Below are 15041 nucleotides of genomic sequence, written 5' to 3'. Positions count from 1 at the left end.
CCACACAGATGATTGCTTTATATTGTTAAAGAACGTTGCGATTAAAGCGCTTTGCTTTATCTCGCTAGGGCTGCGCATGTTACGCCTTCCTATTTTTTTGTCAACACTTAATTTTAAACTTTTTAAAAAATCTAAACTCAAGTTTTACTCGACTTACTAAGTGACTTGCTTGCCTCGCTAAGCGTTGCCTGCTCTGCCGTCTCAGTGGGGTCGCATTATAGGGAGTTCCGAAAACAGATCAACCCTTTTTTTAAAACTTTTAACTGTTCGCTCAAAAAGCACTCAAAAACCCATGAAATAGTCACTTAACAGGAGTTTTAGCGTCATTTTTTACGGTAAATTTAATAATTTCACATAAATAACATTGATATGTTCATTTATCGCGTTAAGATAGCAAGTTCACAATGTTAAATTAATGTTTATTTCCTGTTTATTGGTAGATCAAAATGAAATTACCCGATCAAAAATCTCTTATCTCTTTAGTTATTCTGGCTGTTATTGGTTTTGTTATAGTCAATTTCGCACTTTCAAGCTTAGCACTAAGCCCTGGCTTACTATTTGCTGTAGGTGTTTTAGTTGGTGGCCTTGTAGTTGGTGCACTATCATCTGGCGTTGTGGAAGAAGCCGAAGTAAAAACAAAAACGCTTTATGTTGGCAATCTTCCATATCGTGCAAATGAAAGTGTTGTTCGCGCTTTATTTGAAGAACAAGGTAAAGTTTTCAACGTACGCCTATTAAAGGATAAAAATACTGGCAAGCGTCGTGGCTTTGGTTTTGTTGAAATGGCAGAGTCTGATGCTGACAATGCTATTTCGCAATTAAATGATAGCGAGTTCCAACAACGTACATTGAAAGTTCGTGAAGCGAAACAAAAACAAGATGATGATTCAACTTCTATGCGTTCAGAGACGAATCAATCAGCTTAACACGCTCCACTGTTAACTTATTAGTTAATACAGAAGCCGTTGCATAGTAATTCAGCGGCTTTTTTTGTATAGCTTCATTATTGGAGACTAGATACTCTGAACCATTTTTTTCAGCTAATACCGCCGCAACTCTTTTGGCTATTGCAGCACCAGAATCCAGCAGCTTAATGGTTCCATTATAATAATTATCTATTTGCTTAGCTAAGATTGGAAAATGTGTACACCCTAATACCAACACGTCAGTACTTGGCTTAATCGCGATCTTTTTCATTTCCTGGGCAAACTTAGCTTGATTGAACTCACCTGTAAAATAGAATTGTTCTGCGATAGCCACCAGCTCGACACTGCTATATAAATCTACCGTTAAACCTTCACCATAAAGTGCTATGAGTTGTTGAGTATAACGATTGCTAATTGTGGCAGGCGTTGCTAATAAACCGATACGCTGAGTTTGCGTTAATAAAGTAGCGGGCTTTATTGCTGGAACAACGCCCACAACGGGTATATTAGTTAACTCTCTTATTTTTGCTAATGCTAATGTCGATGCTGTATTACAAGCAATTACTAGAACATCAACTTTTAAATGGTGAGCTGTAATGTGATGAAGTAAAGAAGTTAAGCGCGCAACAATTGTTTCTTGGCTTAACTTACCGTAAGGCAGATAAGCATTATCCATAAAATAACTTAGTTGGGCTTGAGGTAATAAGGCTTTAATATGCTCAAGTACTGTTGTGCCGCCTATACCTGAATCGAATACCATAATGTGTGATGACAAACCGCCTACTCCAAGCTTCATTTAAGCTGAGCAGTTTGCCACGCACATAGTATAAAATAAAGCTTATGCTTCTGAGACTGCCTCACGCAGTTTATTCATTTGCTCAAACATCGATTTAGTATAATCAACCAGCTTACCGACTTCTTCTTGATCTTGGTTTAGCCATTGTAAAATACCCGACAACTGATTTTGCAGACCAAGTTCATTTGCCTTATTAAATGTCTCTCTCAAGTCATCATTAAACGGCGCCACTTTATTTGCTACTTCTTTTTCTGGAGCTGGTTTGTTTTCTTCATAACCTTTAATTGATGCAAATGTTTTAGTTTGCTTTAGATCCATCGAAAAAGCGACCAGCTGCTCGCTGCCTAAACTAAGTTCTTGCGCTTGCTCAAAGGCTTCATCTAAATCACCACCAAAGAAAGTCTTGCTGACACTCTGTAAGTCTTCCATTAAGGCATTGATTGCCTCTTGTTCATCTTCATTTAAATCGCCATTTACTGACATACTAAATGAAAGCTCACGAGATTGAGATGACTCACTAGCAAAACCTTCGCTATCACCAGAGCGCTGATAGCTACTTGCTGATTGCTGAGTAAAGGCATCGGCAAAGCTAATACTTACTTCATCACCTTCGGCAGTTGTAAAATTATACTGCGCATTATTGCTTAAACTTAAATATTGGGCCTGACTAACACTGACAGAATCCGGTTGAGGGTTAAATAGGTCGTCTTCAAATTCATCAAGACCATTAAAAATGCCCTCTTTTGATTTTTCGATACCTTGTTCAATATCGTCATTTAAAACACCAGTATCTTTGAGTTCTGCATACGCATCATCAATACCTATTTGAACTCCTTTGCGAGCATCACTAAGCATACCTTTGAGCTTGTCATCATCAGCGCCATCAGCTTGCGCTTTTTTTACAGCACCTGTGACAAAGTCTAAAACATTCTTTACGATTTCTTCAAAATCAAACAAAGGCTTGTCTTTTTTCTCTTGCTCAACAGGTAAGCCGAGCGCTTCTGCCATTTTGTCGCCCAATACTTTTGCCGCTAGCTCTTTACCACGTTGCTGGTAACTGTCTTGTGGGGACTGTATTGTAGGCTGAGTAAATGCGGCCTTACTGCTGTTTTGATTGACGTTATTGTTTGGGACATAGCCAAAATTGCCAATTTTCATAATCCGACTCCTATATTTGCATTCTTTATTATCGGCAAGTTTACAAAAACCTAAAGTAAAACGGACAAAAAATCAGCACTTACTTTTACTCAAAACTAGACAAATACTTCCGGCCCCCTACAATAGCGCCGATAAATAGCTTAAAGATAGAAGGTAGTGGGAATAATGGCAGTTATTAAGATCGATACATCAACGTACGATGCACAACTAAGTGAAAAAGAGCAGCGTATTATTGCGCAATTCCAACGTTTTGGGGTTGAGCAATTAGAAGTATTTGGCTCAGAGCCTATTCACTACCGCCAACGGGCTGAATTTAGAGTATGGCATGATGGGGATGATTTGTTCCATATTATGTTTGATCAAGCCACAAAAGAAAAAATACGTGTTGATACCTTTGACCCTGCAGCACCTTTAATTGGTGAAGTCATGGCTGCCATGATCGAAAATTTGAAAGGCTGTGAAATACTACGCCGTAAGTTATTTCAAATTGATTACCTATCTACTTTAAGCGGTGAAATTTTAGTTAGCCTACTTTATCACAAACCACTTGATGAGCAGTGGATGACAGAGATAAAAGCATTAAAGGCTAAACTAAGTAGCACATACAAAATTGATTTTATTGGCCGAGCTCGAAAGCAAAAAGAAGTGCTAGGTGAAGACTTTGTTACTGAGCGCTTAACTGTAAATGGCCAGGAGTTAATATTCCAACAAGTTGAAAATAGCTTTACGCAACCAAATGCCAAGGTGAACATTAAAATGCTTGAGTGGGCACAACAGTTATGCGCTCCACTTAAAAACGACTTGCTGGAGCTTTATTGTGGTAATGGTAACTTCTCTATAGCACTAGCCGGTTCATTTAATCGAGTGCTTGCAACCGAAATATCTAAGTCTTCGGTGCATTCAGCACAGTACAACATTGCTAAAAATAACGTCACAAATTTAGATATTATTCGTATGTCGAGCGAAGAATTTACGCAAGCAATGAATGGCGAACGTACTTTTTCGCGTTTGCAAGGAATTGATTTAAAGAGCTACGACTGCCAAACTATTTTAGTTGATCCGCCACGTGCAGGTATGGATACACTTACCTGTGATTTAGTCGCTAACTATGAAAATATTATTTATATCTCATGTAACCCAGACACTTTGGAACGAGACTTAGATCATTTATGCCAAACCCATGAAGTTAAGCGTTTTGCTATTTTTGACCAGTTCCCTTATACCCACCACATCGAGTCGGGTGTTTTCTTACAAAAGAAATAGACTGCTCAGCATGAAGCCAGCGCTTTTAAAAGTGCTGGCATTTGCTCCTCACTAAACACTTTAATTCCATTTTGTTCTAATAATGCAGCCGTTAACCCCATTCCCGCGACTTTAATACCACGGTGCGAGCCATCATAAATTGTATTACGACCACATGATGGGCTTGATTCTTTGAGCAGTGCAAAGCGGATATTATGAGACAGACATAATTGTAAAGCCCTCTTCGCGCCTAACTTAAATGCGACTGTCACATCTTCATCGTCATTTGTAATCACTTTATCGAGCCTGATTTCAGCCGGCGCTCTAGGTGTCGATAATCCACCAGCAACCTCAGGGCACAGCGGTATAATGAAACCTTGTGATTGCCATGTAGTAATTTGTGGGTGAACTAGCTTTTGCCCAGTACCATCGTAACGAACTGGCGTACCGAGTAGACAACTTGAAACGAGTATTTTTTGCATAATTTCCTAGTAACAAAAAAGCTCCGCGTACGGAGCTTTTATAAGACCAACCTGCTTTATTATTTAGCAGCTAAGTAGTTAATCAATTTACTAATATCTTCAGGCGCTGTTATACCAGTTTCACGCCCTAAGTTAAGCTTGTATTTACCATTTACGATAAATGTCGGTACACCTCTAAGAGCGCCCTTCTCTTTATAATAACCTTGATCGCGCTTCATTTTAGAGGCCATTGTACGCACTGAAAAGCTTTTATAAATTTTATCAAATTTATCACCATCAACACCTTGTGCTACAAAAACGTCTTTAACATCAGCTAGTTCATTGAACTTAGCGCGCTTAGTATGAATGTGGTTAAACATTGCTGCAATCAATGCATCTTTTTGTGGTAATACTTCAGCAGTAGCAAGCGCCTGCGAAATCATTTGTTGATTTTCAGTGTCACGCACACCTACAAAATCTACATGGCTTTTTTTAAACTCAACAGTTTTGTCTAGCTTAGGCTTAACATCAGCAAGTAAAGCTTCATAGTTGTTACATGCCGGGCAGTAAAATGAAAAGAACTCTTTTACTTCAGGCTTTTTACTAGCACGCTCAGACACGACATCATAATGCACACCTTCTTCATATTCTGTTGGTGCGGCAGTTGCGGCCAAAGGTAATAAAAGTGCCAGTAATCCAGCTTTAACTAATTTGATCATTATTTATAAACTCCAAAAATTATTGCTTTAATAGCTTATTGTTGTAATAAAAAGGCAACTAACTCATCAAGCTGCTGCTGGCTCTTGATAGTATTAATATTGATTTTATACTTATCATTAACGATAAATGTTGGCACGCCTGTCAAAGCACCCGCTTTAGAAAACTTATTTTGTTTATCTTGCATTGCACGCTCAGCTGAGATTACTGGCATGCTAGCAATTTCTTGATCAAATTTAGCTTTATTAATGCCATTTAGCTCTAGTAGCTGCTTTACATCTTTAATGTTATCAAGCGGCGCACGTTGCACATGAATACTATTAAATATTTGATCAGCAACTTGCTCACCTTTACCATTTAGCTTTGCAATAATGTAAGCATAGCTTAAGTTACTTTGCACTTGTGGAGATAAACCACCTAAAAAGTTTACGTGATTTTTAATAAACTCTGTACCAGCAGGTAAGCTTTTTTCCATCGCCTTTGCCACCGGTTCAAATTTAAAACAGTGTGGGCAATAAAATGAAAAGAACTCTGTTACTTGAGGCGTTTTACTTTTTTCAATATCTAATACCGTATATTGGTCGCCCGCTTTAAAGTCAGCGGCCATAGCGGCAAATGGCAAGCATAATAGTAGTAAACTCAGTTTTAATTTTTTAAGCATTGGACTCTCTATTCATTTTTCTTGAAAATAATTTATGGTAGTAACTTTAGCGGTGGTTCTTGCAGTGCCGAGTACTGCTCTTTTAAAGCTAAAATTTGTTGCTCCCAGTATTTGTCATCCGCAAACCAGGAAAAGTTCCTTGGAAAAGCAGGATCATCCCAGCGTTTAGCTAACCATCCCATATAATGAACCATACGCATAGCGCGTAATGGTTCAATCAATTTAAGTTGAGCGTGGTCAAAATCACAAAACTCTTCATACGCTGTGACTAAGGTGTCTAACTGTAACAGTTGATTGTTTCGATCGCCACTGAGCATCATCCATAAGTCTTGTATCGCCGGCCCTTGTCGACTATCGTCTAAATCAACAAACATCAGCGCATCTCCCGACCACAGAATATTACCAGCATGGCAATCACCGTGTAGACGAATCGTTTCAACGTTTTTGTACTGAGCTTTTGTCTCAGTGACCACCATATCTAAAATGGTATAAAACGCAGTCCCAAGGCTTGCGGGAACGAGATTACTATTTTTTAGCTGAATTTTAGCTGTATCTAAATATTCATCACAACCGATTAATGGCCGCTCTTTAAACTCACTCGCTTTCGCAACTTGATGCATACGGCCAATCAAACGCCCTAAAACATCAAGTTGATCAAGGTTATCAACTTCAAAAATCCGTCCACCAACACTTGGGAACAAGGTAAATAAAGACCCGTTGTGTTCAAATAAACTTTCACCATTATGAATAATAGGTGCAACAACCGGCACTTCAGCGGCTGCGAGCTCAAACGCAAAACTATGCTCTTCTAATATTTGCGCTTTGCTCCAACGTTCAGGGCGATAAAACTTAACCACATAGCGATTTCCGTCTTCAGCTTTAAACTGATAAACCCGATTCTCGTAACTATTTAATGCTAACAACCCCGATTCAGCATAAATTCCAATGCTTTCTACGGCATCTAAAATACTGTCTGGTGTTAAACCTTCAAAGCTAAATTTACTCATAATTCTCATCAATATAAAAAAAGCGGGAAAAACCCGCTTTTTAGTTTGTTATAGTCTACTTAACTATCGCGCTTTAAAGAAGTTACTCGGCTGCGAAATTTGCGAGCTTGGGTCATTTACTGGCGATAAAACAAAGTTAAACTCAGTCATTGGTTTTTTCAAATCATACGGATCCACCACTAATGACAACGGCACATTATGTGACTCACCCGCTTGCACCGTAAATGTTTGCTTTCCAATGTATTTAAAGTTTTCTAATCCCTCGACCTTGATATTAAAGCTTTGCTCATATTGCGCTTTGTTGATCACCTTAAGCGTGTAAGTATTCTCAACTAAGCCGTTAAAGTCGACCCGATAAAGTTGGTTTCTATCGCGAATAATATCTAAGTCCATCGGCTTTCGCATCACGATATTGCCCACTAATGCACCACTTAGCACAACGAGAATAACTAAGTATCCAATAATTTTGGGGCGCAATGGATTGGTCTTATTCTCTGGCGTTTCTAGATTACGTTCTGTGGTATAAGAAATGAGTCCTCGTGGATAGTTCATTTTATCCATAACGCCATCACACGCATCAATACATGCACCGCAGTTAATACACTCAGCCTGTAGGCCATTACGAATGTCTATGCCTGTAGGGCACACTTGTACGCACAAGTTACAGTCAATGCAATCGCCTAAGTTAAGCTCTTTGGGGTCTTGTTTACGAGAACGAGGGCCGCGATTTTCGCCGCGTTGCTCATCATAGCTTACGGTAAAGGTGTCTTTGTCAAACATTGCTGATTGAAAACGAGAGTATGGACAAATATGTAAACACATGATTTCCCGCATCCAGCCAGCATTCCCATAAGTGCAGGCCGCAAAAAACAGTATGCTAACCAGTGCATAACCACCCACATTGAAAGTGATGAAGTCAGGCAGAAGCTCACGAATAGGCGTAAAATAGCCTACAAATGAAATAGCGGTATAAAGGGAAAATGCAATCCAACTTGTGTGTTTAGCAGCTTTTCGCCAAAACTTATCAAAATCCATCGGCCTTTGATCTAGCTTTTTGCGCTGGTTAGCTGTGCCTTCAAACTTTTCTTCAAACCAAATGAATATAAAGGTCCAGACAGTTTGCGGGCATGTATAACCACACCATACGCGCCCGTAAAACGTAGTCACCAAAAATAAGGCAAATGCTGCCAGCATTAGAATAAATGCTAAAATAGTGAAGTCTTGGGGCCACAAAGTAAGGCCAAAAATATTATACTTTTGCCCTATTAAATCAAATAATACAGCTTGTTGGCCGTTAAAGTTTATCCACGGTAGCAACATAAATGCGAGCATACCGATAAACCCAATACGTTGCCTTAGCAATTGGTGTAAGCCTTTAACTGCACGTACATAAATACGATTTCGCGGATTAAATCTATCCTCAGGAGCATTAAGATCGGGCTTTTCGATCTTCACCTCTGTCGGAATATTTTTTACCTTAATTTGCTTTTCCATCGAAGTCCCTCAACGCCTTTGGAGAATAATAGTCAAACAATCATTGCAAGCCATAACAGCCAAGATATTCAACTTAACTGTTAAGGTAGTGCAAAACTAAACGTACGCAAGTAACGTTCAGAGATTTCTGAAAAATCTAATTGTTCTTTAGCATTATACCAAGTCTGTTCAAAAAAGCTGAGTTTCATTGCTAATAATTTATTCAGCTTAGTCACTTGCTTTATAAAGGTGCATTTTATTACACTGTTGCTCAACTCTTACCCGTTCAGATCAAAGTTAACTAAACTATGAAAAAATTTCTTTTTCTTGTCATTGTCGTACTCGCGCTATTTACCATTGACCACCCAATGATAAAAGAACCTAGAGAAAAACTACTCGGCGAAGGTGTCGGTATATTAAGTAATGCAAGCAATATTAATCGCGGCCCAGCTGCAAGCATGGCTAAAAATAGAATTAAATCAGCACTGTCATTATCTGAGTCTGAGCTTGAATACTTAGAAGAAACCATGCAAACAGATGAGCAATTACAACTGTTTCATACGCGATACTGTCGCAGTAAAGATCTTAACCTTTATTTTTATGAAGACCGTTTAAATACGGTATGTAAAATTTCAGCTGAATCACTCGCAGAACGCAGAGGTAAATAGTGGACTTTTCAGCACTTACCAAAAAAAGCAGTGAGTCATTTAATCAGCATAAGAATCTATTAAAAAAGTTGGCAAAAGGGCAAACGGTAAAATGCGAGCAGTGTCAGGGGGTTTTGACATTAGATTTAAAAACCCCTAAGCCTGGTCAAGGGGTTGCTAGGTGCGCTAAAGGCTGCACTGAAATAGTATTAGAGCTAGGTTAACCTAGCTCCAATTTTCATCTTCTTCACTATATAAACCACTTTGCACAGCGATTATTTCTATTAACTCTGCAAAACCTAATGCAAAATCGCCCATCAATTCATACTGGCTTTGCGCTAACTGTACTTCAGACAGGTTATTCTGCTTAGCAATCGCGGCAATTACATCAGCTTCTAGCGCAAAAAAACCTAAGCTAGCATACGCTGTTTGCAAAGCCTCTAATAACGCAGTATCTAAGTCAGTTACTTGGCTCAGTTTATTATAATAAGCTTGTGCACCTTGAATGAAGCCCTGACACCACATTTGGCAATCATCTAAATCAAGGTAACTGTCATTATCATCGTGATGCTTTAGCGATACTGGCAGCTTGAATCCGGTTTCATAAACTTGTTCACTGATTTGATGATATAGCCCCATAAATGCAAACAGCACTTGTTCATCAAGTTGACCTTGTGTGTCTGGGATTATCACTTCAAGCCATTGATGAACATCTAATGGCTCGGGTGAACAGATCACAGCAAACAAGTAACCTTGGCTTTGTGGCAGGGTCATTGCTTGGCCATGGCTGGCCAAGAATGTACTTAATTGTTGTGCGTGCTCTGGTGTAAATGCGGGTATTTGCATGAAAAACTCAATATGACATTAAAAATTTAGCGGATAGCGTCCATCTCTATCGGCGCGGCCTAAAAACTTAGCTGCATCATGCACTTCTTTTGGCAATGTTGCATCCGGTTTAATGAATCCTGCAACTTTAAAGTCTAAATTCGCTTTTAATACGGCATCGGCCTCTAACCCCAGACGATTATCAGGATCAACTAATACTGCAACATCACCTGATTTACAGCTCAATCGACCGCTTAGTGGGCCAATACTAAACCAACCGGATAGACCTTGAACGTCAATATTAGGGCTGGCGATTTCACCGTTTAGCGCATCACAATAAGGAACGCCCGATTTATACTCATCTAGGTCAACAATTACTCGACCTTTCGCTTTGACTGGTAAAGGTAGCTGCAAGCGATCCATTGCTCGTTCAACACTCAACCTAAGTGTTGCGTCGGTAAGTGAAACCGATTGATCGAATAAGCCATAGTTAAAATCACCACGACCAGAAATATCTGCCGTATCACGAACATTACCAAATTTGAGGTTTCCAGTTAGTTGCCCAGTAAAAAGGGCCCACCCAGAAATATCCCAACTGAGGTTATTAATTTGCTCACCTTGATAACGAAGCTGCATTATACGACCTTGCCATACACTACCAGAGGCTTGACCTAGCTTTAAATCTTTCGGTAAATAACCACTTGCTAAGTTGATAGCAACTGCAGCAGGTGTTTTTATTACTGCAAATACAATAAAGCTAATAATAAATAGAATTATAAGGAACGCTGTTTTTTTCATTATTACTTCTCTAATACCAGTCGGCTTACGCGTACATAACCTTGCTTATCATCACGGCTAAGGTCTAAATTCTCAATCTGTACACCTTCTTTGTAAACAATTTCATCAAGCCACTGTACTAACTTATTAAACTGCACTGAGTCTATTGTTAAACGTAATGAGTTATCGTTAGGCTGCATTTTGCTAATTGTGATACCAAAGCGACCACGTGTAGCATTCACTATTTGGCTTAAGTTTTTATTGCTTACAACAGAGCGGCTGCCCGCTGCTTTTAATCGAACAATGCTGTTATCAACCCAAGTCAAAAGCTCCTGTTGCTTTACTTGGTCTTGCTGCGCTTTGGCAATGGCATTATTAAGTGGTCTAAAGATGCCCATAACCAAAACAAAAATAACAAAGATACCACCAGCAATCATTACTAATTGCTGCTCTTGCTCTTTCAGTGAGCGCCAATATTTAACTAGTTGCTGCTTCATGCTGCACCTCCTAGCTTTAATTCACCAACCACAAAATCACCATCGTTGTTTAACGAACCTTGGTCAACCGTTAAACCACGCTGTTCAAGAATAGACTTCACTTTACCAAAGGTTTGAAAATCTTTACCGCGAGCACGAATTCTTAATTCATTACGGCGTTGGTCATAGCGTAGTGTTTCAGGAGTGAAGTCTTGCACCTGGCTAAACACAGTAACCAACTCACTCGTTAAGTCTAAAAAGCCTGCACTACTGCCGCCATCTAATTTAGCTAGCTCGCCGTTGATTTGGCTTTTAATTAGATGAGGTCGTACTGTTTTGCCCGGAAATGCTTTTTTATAGCGCTCTACCACTTGTGATTTTGCCACTTCAAGGTCACTAGTAAGCTGATGCAACTCAAATCCTTTAATTAATACAGAACTCACTAACGCAATGCTGGCAGCAATAGCGGCCCCTTTCCAGTAACCCCACCACAGTGCGGTTTTTTTCTTTAACTGATACTCGCCTTGACGTAGGTTAAACTTAGTATCGGGTAATTGCTTAGCAAATAATGCAAGCGGTAAGTCGTAAGCAGACGTTTGCGCATTAAGATTCACCGTATCTGGGAAATTACTTGCAGGGCTGTAATGTGCAATATCTGGATTACCCAGTGCTGATAAATACTCTGCCAACCATGATTGCTCAACCGCACTAATGTGCCATTGCCCAAACTTACAGAGCCATTGCCCTTTTAATTCAATTACACTGATGCCTTGCTCAGCTGTTGGCAGCAATAATGCATCAGGTAACAAAGTGAACACTTCGATATCATGCTCAGCAAACACCTCAAGCCAACTTTCAAACCATTCGCGATCTGTCATTGCGACATTAATTGCGTGTTTTTCGCCAACCATTGTTGGTTCTGCAATAGCGATAAATAAATCATCAATATCACATGCAATATCTTCTTCAAGCATGTAAGGCAGTGCTTGCTCTAGTTTTCGATTCCATTTAGTAGGAAGCTCAACTGTTTTTAATTGCACCTGATCACTTGGCAACAAAACCACGACTTCACGGCTTTGTGCTTTGTCGGTTAACTCTGTTAATTGCTCAGCATTAGGCAGTTCGCCACTGGCAATTATTTCTTGTTCTAATGGCGAGTAAACCAACCAATGAATACAATCTTGTTGGGTTTGACCCGTGCGGATCAAGAGTGTTTCTGTCACTGTACGCCTCCAAATTTTCGCGCCAGTATAGTTACTTCGCCATTTTTGGCTTGCAGTAAAGTGGTCATCGAAAAACGCAGTTCTACAAATTCAGCCTGCGCCTGTAGTTTAAAATATTCGCTATTAATAGTGAACAGATCTTCAACGGACTTCACATTTTGTGCGCCTTGTTGATTTATCTGTTCAAAAAATTCTTCAATATCACCAAAGCCTTCTTCAGGGCGAGCTGATAGCACACTTTGCGCGCCAGACTCTTCTAAGCCATCAATCAGCGCACTTAATAATAACGCATGCTCAGGGTCTAATGTGTTTACATTAATCGCAAGTAATTCACTGCCGGGTATAACACATACAAAGGGTAATATTTTTTCCATGACAAGTGGATTAAACCCTCTAATTAAACGCAGCTCTGAGGTTGATGCAAAATAATTATTGGCAGTTAAATACGGAAAATCACGGGATGAATATTCATCTTCTTCAGCCCCAGAACGATAAGTAATATTGTCTTGATCCAGCCAATCATAAACACTATCTGCCATGGTTTCTTCGGATTCATCCGAAGGGAGATCTTCAATATTTTCAAGTAATGCTAATAAGGCTTTATGCGCAGGGTTGGTTTTTGTTTTACCATCTGTGGGCGCTTTCGCTCTTAGTGCATTTAAGTTTAAACACGCCTGTAAATCAGTAATATTGCCTTGCAAAGTACCATTATCTACAGGGTATGGAATATCACCCTGTTGCGCCCAAATTTGTTGCAGCGTGGTTTTATCAGGGTCATCTTTCTTACTTTGCAGTAACGCTTTTATGGCTAGCTCTTCAGCGGCGTAGGCGTACCACTTAGCTTGTTGATGGCCTTGAATATTAGTACTGCGCTGTACTTGCACCATCAAGTTTGCGCTCATTTCTACTGCTAAAATAGATGCCAGCGCAACAATGAATAAAACAATGACTAAGGCAGCTCCGCGCGAGGACTTTATGTTCATGAGTCATCACCTAGGTTTTGACCGTTGCCTGATGCTTGCGTAGTGGGAGTAGTAACCTTCCCATCACCTGGAACTAAAAATATCCGCTTAATAGGCTCTTCTTCGATTTGCTGAATTGTCACCGCAACTGCTTTAGGCAATGCTTTTATTTGCCACTGCTCTTGCCATTCATTTTTGTCATCTAAAAATTCAAACTTAAGGTCTTCAATACCGTCTAAAATAACTTGCGCACGCGGCTCTGTATTATCGAGCTGATCAACATAAACACGATACACACGTTCAAGTTTATCGTCGATAACTCGATAACCCACAGCTTGTAACTCGGAACGAGGAAGTAAGTTAATTGGGTTTATCCAGCCATCACGAACAAAGCCAATACCATCATATTGACTATCAAGGGTGTAACGCCCAGCTAAAATATAGCCTTCTTGAATATCGCCAGACTGATTGCGTACTTCACGTTTGGTCATCTGACTAAAGTCTTGATCCATTAATCTAAAGGTAGTCTGCAAACCATTAAGTTCAGCAATCTTTTCGTCAGACGCTTCTTTGGCTTTAGTTGTGGAGTCTAAAATTTGGTGGGTGGCTAATACCACAAACGCTAAAATGCCTAGCGCAACCATCACTTCCAACAATGTAAAACCACGCTGCTTCACTATTTACCGCCTTTATTTAGATAACTCGATAACTCATACACTGAGTGCTCTAACTTTTCATCGGTAAATACATTAATGGTCACTTTCACAAAACTTTTATCGGCTGTGGCAATAACATCTTGACGCCAATACCAGTCAATACCAGCCATATTTTCAGTGCCTTTTTGGCCATTTTTTCCTTGCCACTCTTTCCCCTTTGCGCGCTGTTCAACCATGATGTTTTCAGCAACCCAAGAGGCATAAGTCTGTTCTTCAAGACTTGATAAATGATTAATATGCTCGCCTGTTGCTTGCATAGCGGCAATTCCTGCGAGCGCACAGATACTCAGTGCAACCATGACTTCAAGTAAGGTAAACCCTTTAACGCTTTGCATTACTCAGGCTCTCTACGCAGGTTTACGGGAGCTAAAAACTCACCTTCAATGAAATAAACAGGCTCTCTTTGCTCTTCTAGCTCAAGCGTCAACTGAAACGCGCTGATTTCTCCTGACGATAAAATAAGTACTTGTGGTATTTTAAGCTTTTTTAGTTCTAGTAGGCTTTCATCATCGCCTGAACTCATAAGCTCGCGCCAATTAGATTGTTCTAATAGGTTTTCTTGCGCCCAAGCTAAATCTTCTAAGTTCAGGGTTAGTTTAAAATCTTCAGTGATGGTCTGCGGTGCAAACAATTTCTCGCGGTCGAAGGTAATCCATTTTTCACCGTCAAACACTAAAAATTCAAAGATATCTTCGTCGACATGAAAACCTAATTCAACCTGGTTCAGTATGGCAAATTCAGATGCCATGTTAATGGTGGTATGCAGTCTCAATGCTTGTTTTTCTAAGGCGTCTTCAGCCCCGCCATCAAGACTGTATACCACCATTTTGGTGGCAAAAGCGATGACCACCAATACCACTAAAATCTCTATTAAGCTAAACCCTTTTATAACAGAGCGTGGCTTAGCATGGCGCAAAGGTGCCCGATTTATTATCATAATAAACCGCGCTGTTTTTTAGTTTGCGCCTTGCTTG

General features: G+C 39.8%; 18 protein-coding genes. 3 read left to right on the top strand and 15 right to left on the bottom strand.

Translation table 11 applies throughout. From position 1 onward, the window contains the following. Positions 1–446 precede the first annotated feature (446 nt). Positions 447–926, top strand: a complete 480-nt coding sequence (locus tag AAEU30_RS21005; protein WP_421962229.1) for an RNA recognition motif domain-containing protein — start codon at positions 447–449, stop codon at positions 924–926. On the opposite strand, the gene murI is transcribed toward AAEU30_RS21005, so the two are convergent. Both murI and AAEU30_RS20995 read right to left on the bottom strand, forming a co-directional pair. Next, a complete protein-coding gene (gene murI / locus AAEU30_RS21000) occupies positions 895–1701 on the bottom strand; it encodes a glutamate racemase (protein WP_421962228.1) in 807 nt (268 codons plus the stop codon). The genes AAEU30_RS21005 and murI overlap by 32 nt on opposite strands. Before the next feature lie 63 nt (positions 1702–1764). Beyond that, entirely contained in the window at positions 1765–2880 is a 1116-nt protein-coding gene (locus tag AAEU30_RS20995; RefSeq protein WP_421962227.1) for a DUF5610 domain-containing protein, read from the bottom strand. 165 nt (positions 2881–3045) lie between these two features. Between AAEU30_RS20995 and trmA the strand changes: the two genes are divergently transcribed. Then, positions 3046–4143, top strand: coding sequence for a tRNA (uridine(54)-C5)-methyltransferase TrmA (trmA, locus tag AAEU30_RS20990; RefSeq protein ID WP_421962226.1), 1098 nt, complete (start codon positions 3046–3048; stop codon positions 4141–4143). 5 nt (positions 4144–4148) lie between these two features. On the opposite strand, the gene AAEU30_RS20985 is transcribed toward trmA, so the two are convergent. The 5 genes from AAEU30_RS20985 to ccoG form a co-directional block, all read right to left on the bottom strand. Continuing rightward, positions 4149–4604, bottom strand: a complete 456-nt coding sequence (locus AAEU30_RS20985) for a 2-thiouracil desulfurase family protein (RefSeq protein ID WP_421962225.1) — start codon at positions 4602–4604, stop codon at positions 4149–4151. Between the two features lie 59 nt (positions 4605–4663). Beyond that, entirely contained in the window at positions 4664–5302 is a 639-nt protein-coding gene (locus tag AAEU30_RS20980; protein ID WP_421962224.1) for a thiol:disulfide interchange protein DsbA/DsbL, read from the bottom strand. A gap of 35 nt (positions 5303–5337) precedes the next feature. Next, on the bottom strand, positions 5338–5961 hold the full coding sequence (locus AAEU30_RS20975; protein WP_421962223.1) for a thiol:disulfide interchange protein DsbA/DsbL: 624 nt from the start codon (positions 5959–5961) through the stop codon (positions 5338–5340). 32 nt (positions 5962–5993) lie between these two features. Next, a complete protein-coding gene (locus AAEU30_RS20970) occupies positions 5994–6968 on the bottom strand; it encodes a serine/threonine protein kinase (RefSeq protein ID WP_421962222.1) in 975 nt (324 codons plus the stop codon). 63 nt (positions 6969–7031) lie between these two features. Further along, entirely contained in the window at positions 7032–8462 is a 1431-nt protein-coding gene (gene ccoG, locus AAEU30_RS20965) for a cytochrome c oxidase accessory protein CcoG (protein ID WP_421962221.1), read from the bottom strand. A gap of 287 nt (positions 8463–8749) precedes the next feature. Here ccoG and AAEU30_RS20960 point away from each other — a divergent pair, with 287 nt between their 5' ends. Further along, complete coding sequence (locus tag AAEU30_RS20960) at positions 8750–9109, top strand: hypothetical protein (RefSeq protein WP_421962220.1); 360 nt, start codon at positions 8750–8752, stop codon at positions 9107–9109. 204 nt (positions 9110–9313) lie between these two features. On the opposite strand, the gene AAEU30_RS20955 is transcribed toward AAEU30_RS20960, so the two are convergent. Genes AAEU30_RS20955 through AAEU30_RS20920 form a run of 8 tightly spaced genes read right to left on the bottom strand, consistent with a single transcriptional unit; the run spans position 9314 to position 15004 of the window. Further along, positions 9314–9934 (bottom strand): UPF0149 family protein, encoded by a 621-nt coding sequence (locus AAEU30_RS20955; protein WP_421962219.1) that lies wholly within the window; start codon positions 9932–9934, stop codon positions 9314–9316. A gap of 18 nt (positions 9935–9952) precedes the next feature. Continuing rightward, complete coding sequence (locus AAEU30_RS20950) at positions 9953–10711, bottom strand: type II secretion system protein N (RefSeq protein ID WP_421962218.1); 759 nt, start codon at positions 10709–10711, stop codon at positions 9953–9955. A gap of 2 nt (positions 10712–10713) precedes the next feature. After that, on the bottom strand, positions 10714–11187 hold the full coding sequence (locus AAEU30_RS20945; RefSeq protein ID WP_421962217.1) for a type II secretion system protein M: 474 nt from the start codon (positions 11185–11187) through the stop codon (positions 10714–10716). Then, on the bottom strand, positions 11184–12389 hold the full coding sequence (gspL, locus tag AAEU30_RS20940; protein ID WP_421962216.1) for a type II secretion system protein GspL: 1206 nt from the start codon (positions 12387–12389) through the stop codon (positions 11184–11186). The genes AAEU30_RS20945 and gspL overlap by 4 nt, the downstream gene beginning before the upstream one ends. Beyond that, on the bottom strand, positions 12386–13372 hold the full coding sequence (gene gspK / locus AAEU30_RS20935; RefSeq protein WP_421962215.1) for a type II secretion system minor pseudopilin GspK: 987 nt from the start codon (positions 13370–13372) through the stop codon (positions 12386–12388). The genes gspL and gspK overlap by 4 nt, the downstream gene beginning before the upstream one ends. After that, complete coding sequence (gene gspJ, locus AAEU30_RS20930; RefSeq protein WP_421962214.1) at positions 13369–14028, bottom strand: type II secretion system minor pseudopilin GspJ; 660 nt, start codon at positions 14026–14028, stop codon at positions 13369–13371. Before gspJ ends, gspK begins: the two co-directional genes overlap by 4 nt. Then, a complete protein-coding gene (gene gspI / locus AAEU30_RS20925) occupies positions 14028–14402 on the bottom strand; it encodes a type II secretion system minor pseudopilin GspI (RefSeq protein WP_421962213.1) in 375 nt (124 codons plus the stop codon). The genes gspJ and gspI overlap by 1 nt, the downstream gene beginning before the upstream one ends. Then, complete coding sequence (locus AAEU30_RS20920; protein ID WP_421962212.1) at positions 14402–15004, bottom strand: type II secretion system protein; 603 nt, start codon at positions 15002–15004, stop codon at positions 14402–14404. The genes gspI and AAEU30_RS20920 overlap by 1 nt, the downstream gene beginning before the upstream one ends. Positions 15005–15041 lie beyond the last annotated feature (37 nt).

It is taken from the genome of Pseudoalteromonas mucoides, assembly GCF_049257175.1.
GTDB lineage: Bacteria > Pseudomonadota > Gammaproteobacteria > Enterobacterales > Alteromonadaceae > Pseudoalteromonas.
This window is presented reverse-complemented; position numbering and strand designations above follow the sequence as displayed.

Coding starts and splice junctions, on each gene's coding strand:
- AAEU30_RS21005 (WP_421962229.1), top strand. CDS start 447: ATGAAATTACCCGATCAAAAATCTCTTATCTCTTTAGTTATTCTGGCT.
- AAEU30_RS20995 (WP_421962227.1), bottom strand. CDS start 2,880: ATGAAAATTGGCAATTTTGGCTATGTCCCAAACAATAACGTCAATCAA.
- trmA (WP_421962226.1), top strand. CDS start 3,046: ATGGCAGTTATTAAGATCGATACATCAACGTACGATGCACAACTAAGT.
- AAEU30_RS20985 (WP_421962225.1), bottom strand. CDS start 4,604: ATGCAAAAAATACTCGTTTCAAGTTGTCTACTCGGTACGCCAGTTCGT.
- AAEU30_RS20980 (WP_421962224.1), bottom strand. CDS start 5,302: ATGATCAAATTAGTTAAAGCTGGATTACTGGCACTTTTATTACCTTTG.
- AAEU30_RS20975 (WP_421962223.1), bottom strand. CDS start 5,961: ATGCTTAAAAAATTAAAACTGAGTTTACTACTATTATGCTTGCCATTT.
- AAEU30_RS20970 (WP_421962222.1), bottom strand. CDS start 6,968: ATGAGTAAATTTAGCTTTGAAGGTTTAACACCAGACAGTATTTTAGAT.
- ccoG (WP_421962221.1), bottom strand. CDS start 8,462: ATGGAAAAGCAAATTAAGGTAAAAAATATTCCGACAGAGGTGAAGATC.
- AAEU30_RS20960 (WP_421962220.1), top strand. CDS start 8,750: ATGAAAAAATTTCTTTTTCTTGTCATTGTCGTACTCGCGCTATTTACC.
- AAEU30_RS20955 (WP_421962219.1), bottom strand. CDS start 9,934: ATGCAAATACCCGCATTTACACCAGAGCACGCACAACAATTAAGTACA.
- AAEU30_RS20950 (WP_421962218.1), bottom strand. CDS start 10,711: ATGAAAAAAACAGCGTTCCTTATAATTCTATTTATTATTAGCTTTATT.
- AAEU30_RS20945 (WP_421962217.1), bottom strand. CDS start 11,187: ATGAAGCAGCAACTAGTTAAATATTGGCGCTCACTGAAAGAGCAAGAG.
- gspK (WP_421962215.1), bottom strand. CDS start 13,372: ATGAACATAAAGTCCTCGCGCGGAGCTGCCTTAGTCATTGTTTTATTC.
- gspI (WP_421962213.1), bottom strand. CDS start 14,402: ATGCAAAGCGTTAAAGGGTTTACCTTACTTGAAGTCATGGTTGCACTG.
- AAEU30_RS20920 (WP_421962212.1), bottom strand. CDS start 15,004: ATGATAATAAATCGGGCACCTTTGCGCCATGCTAAGCCACGCTCTGTT.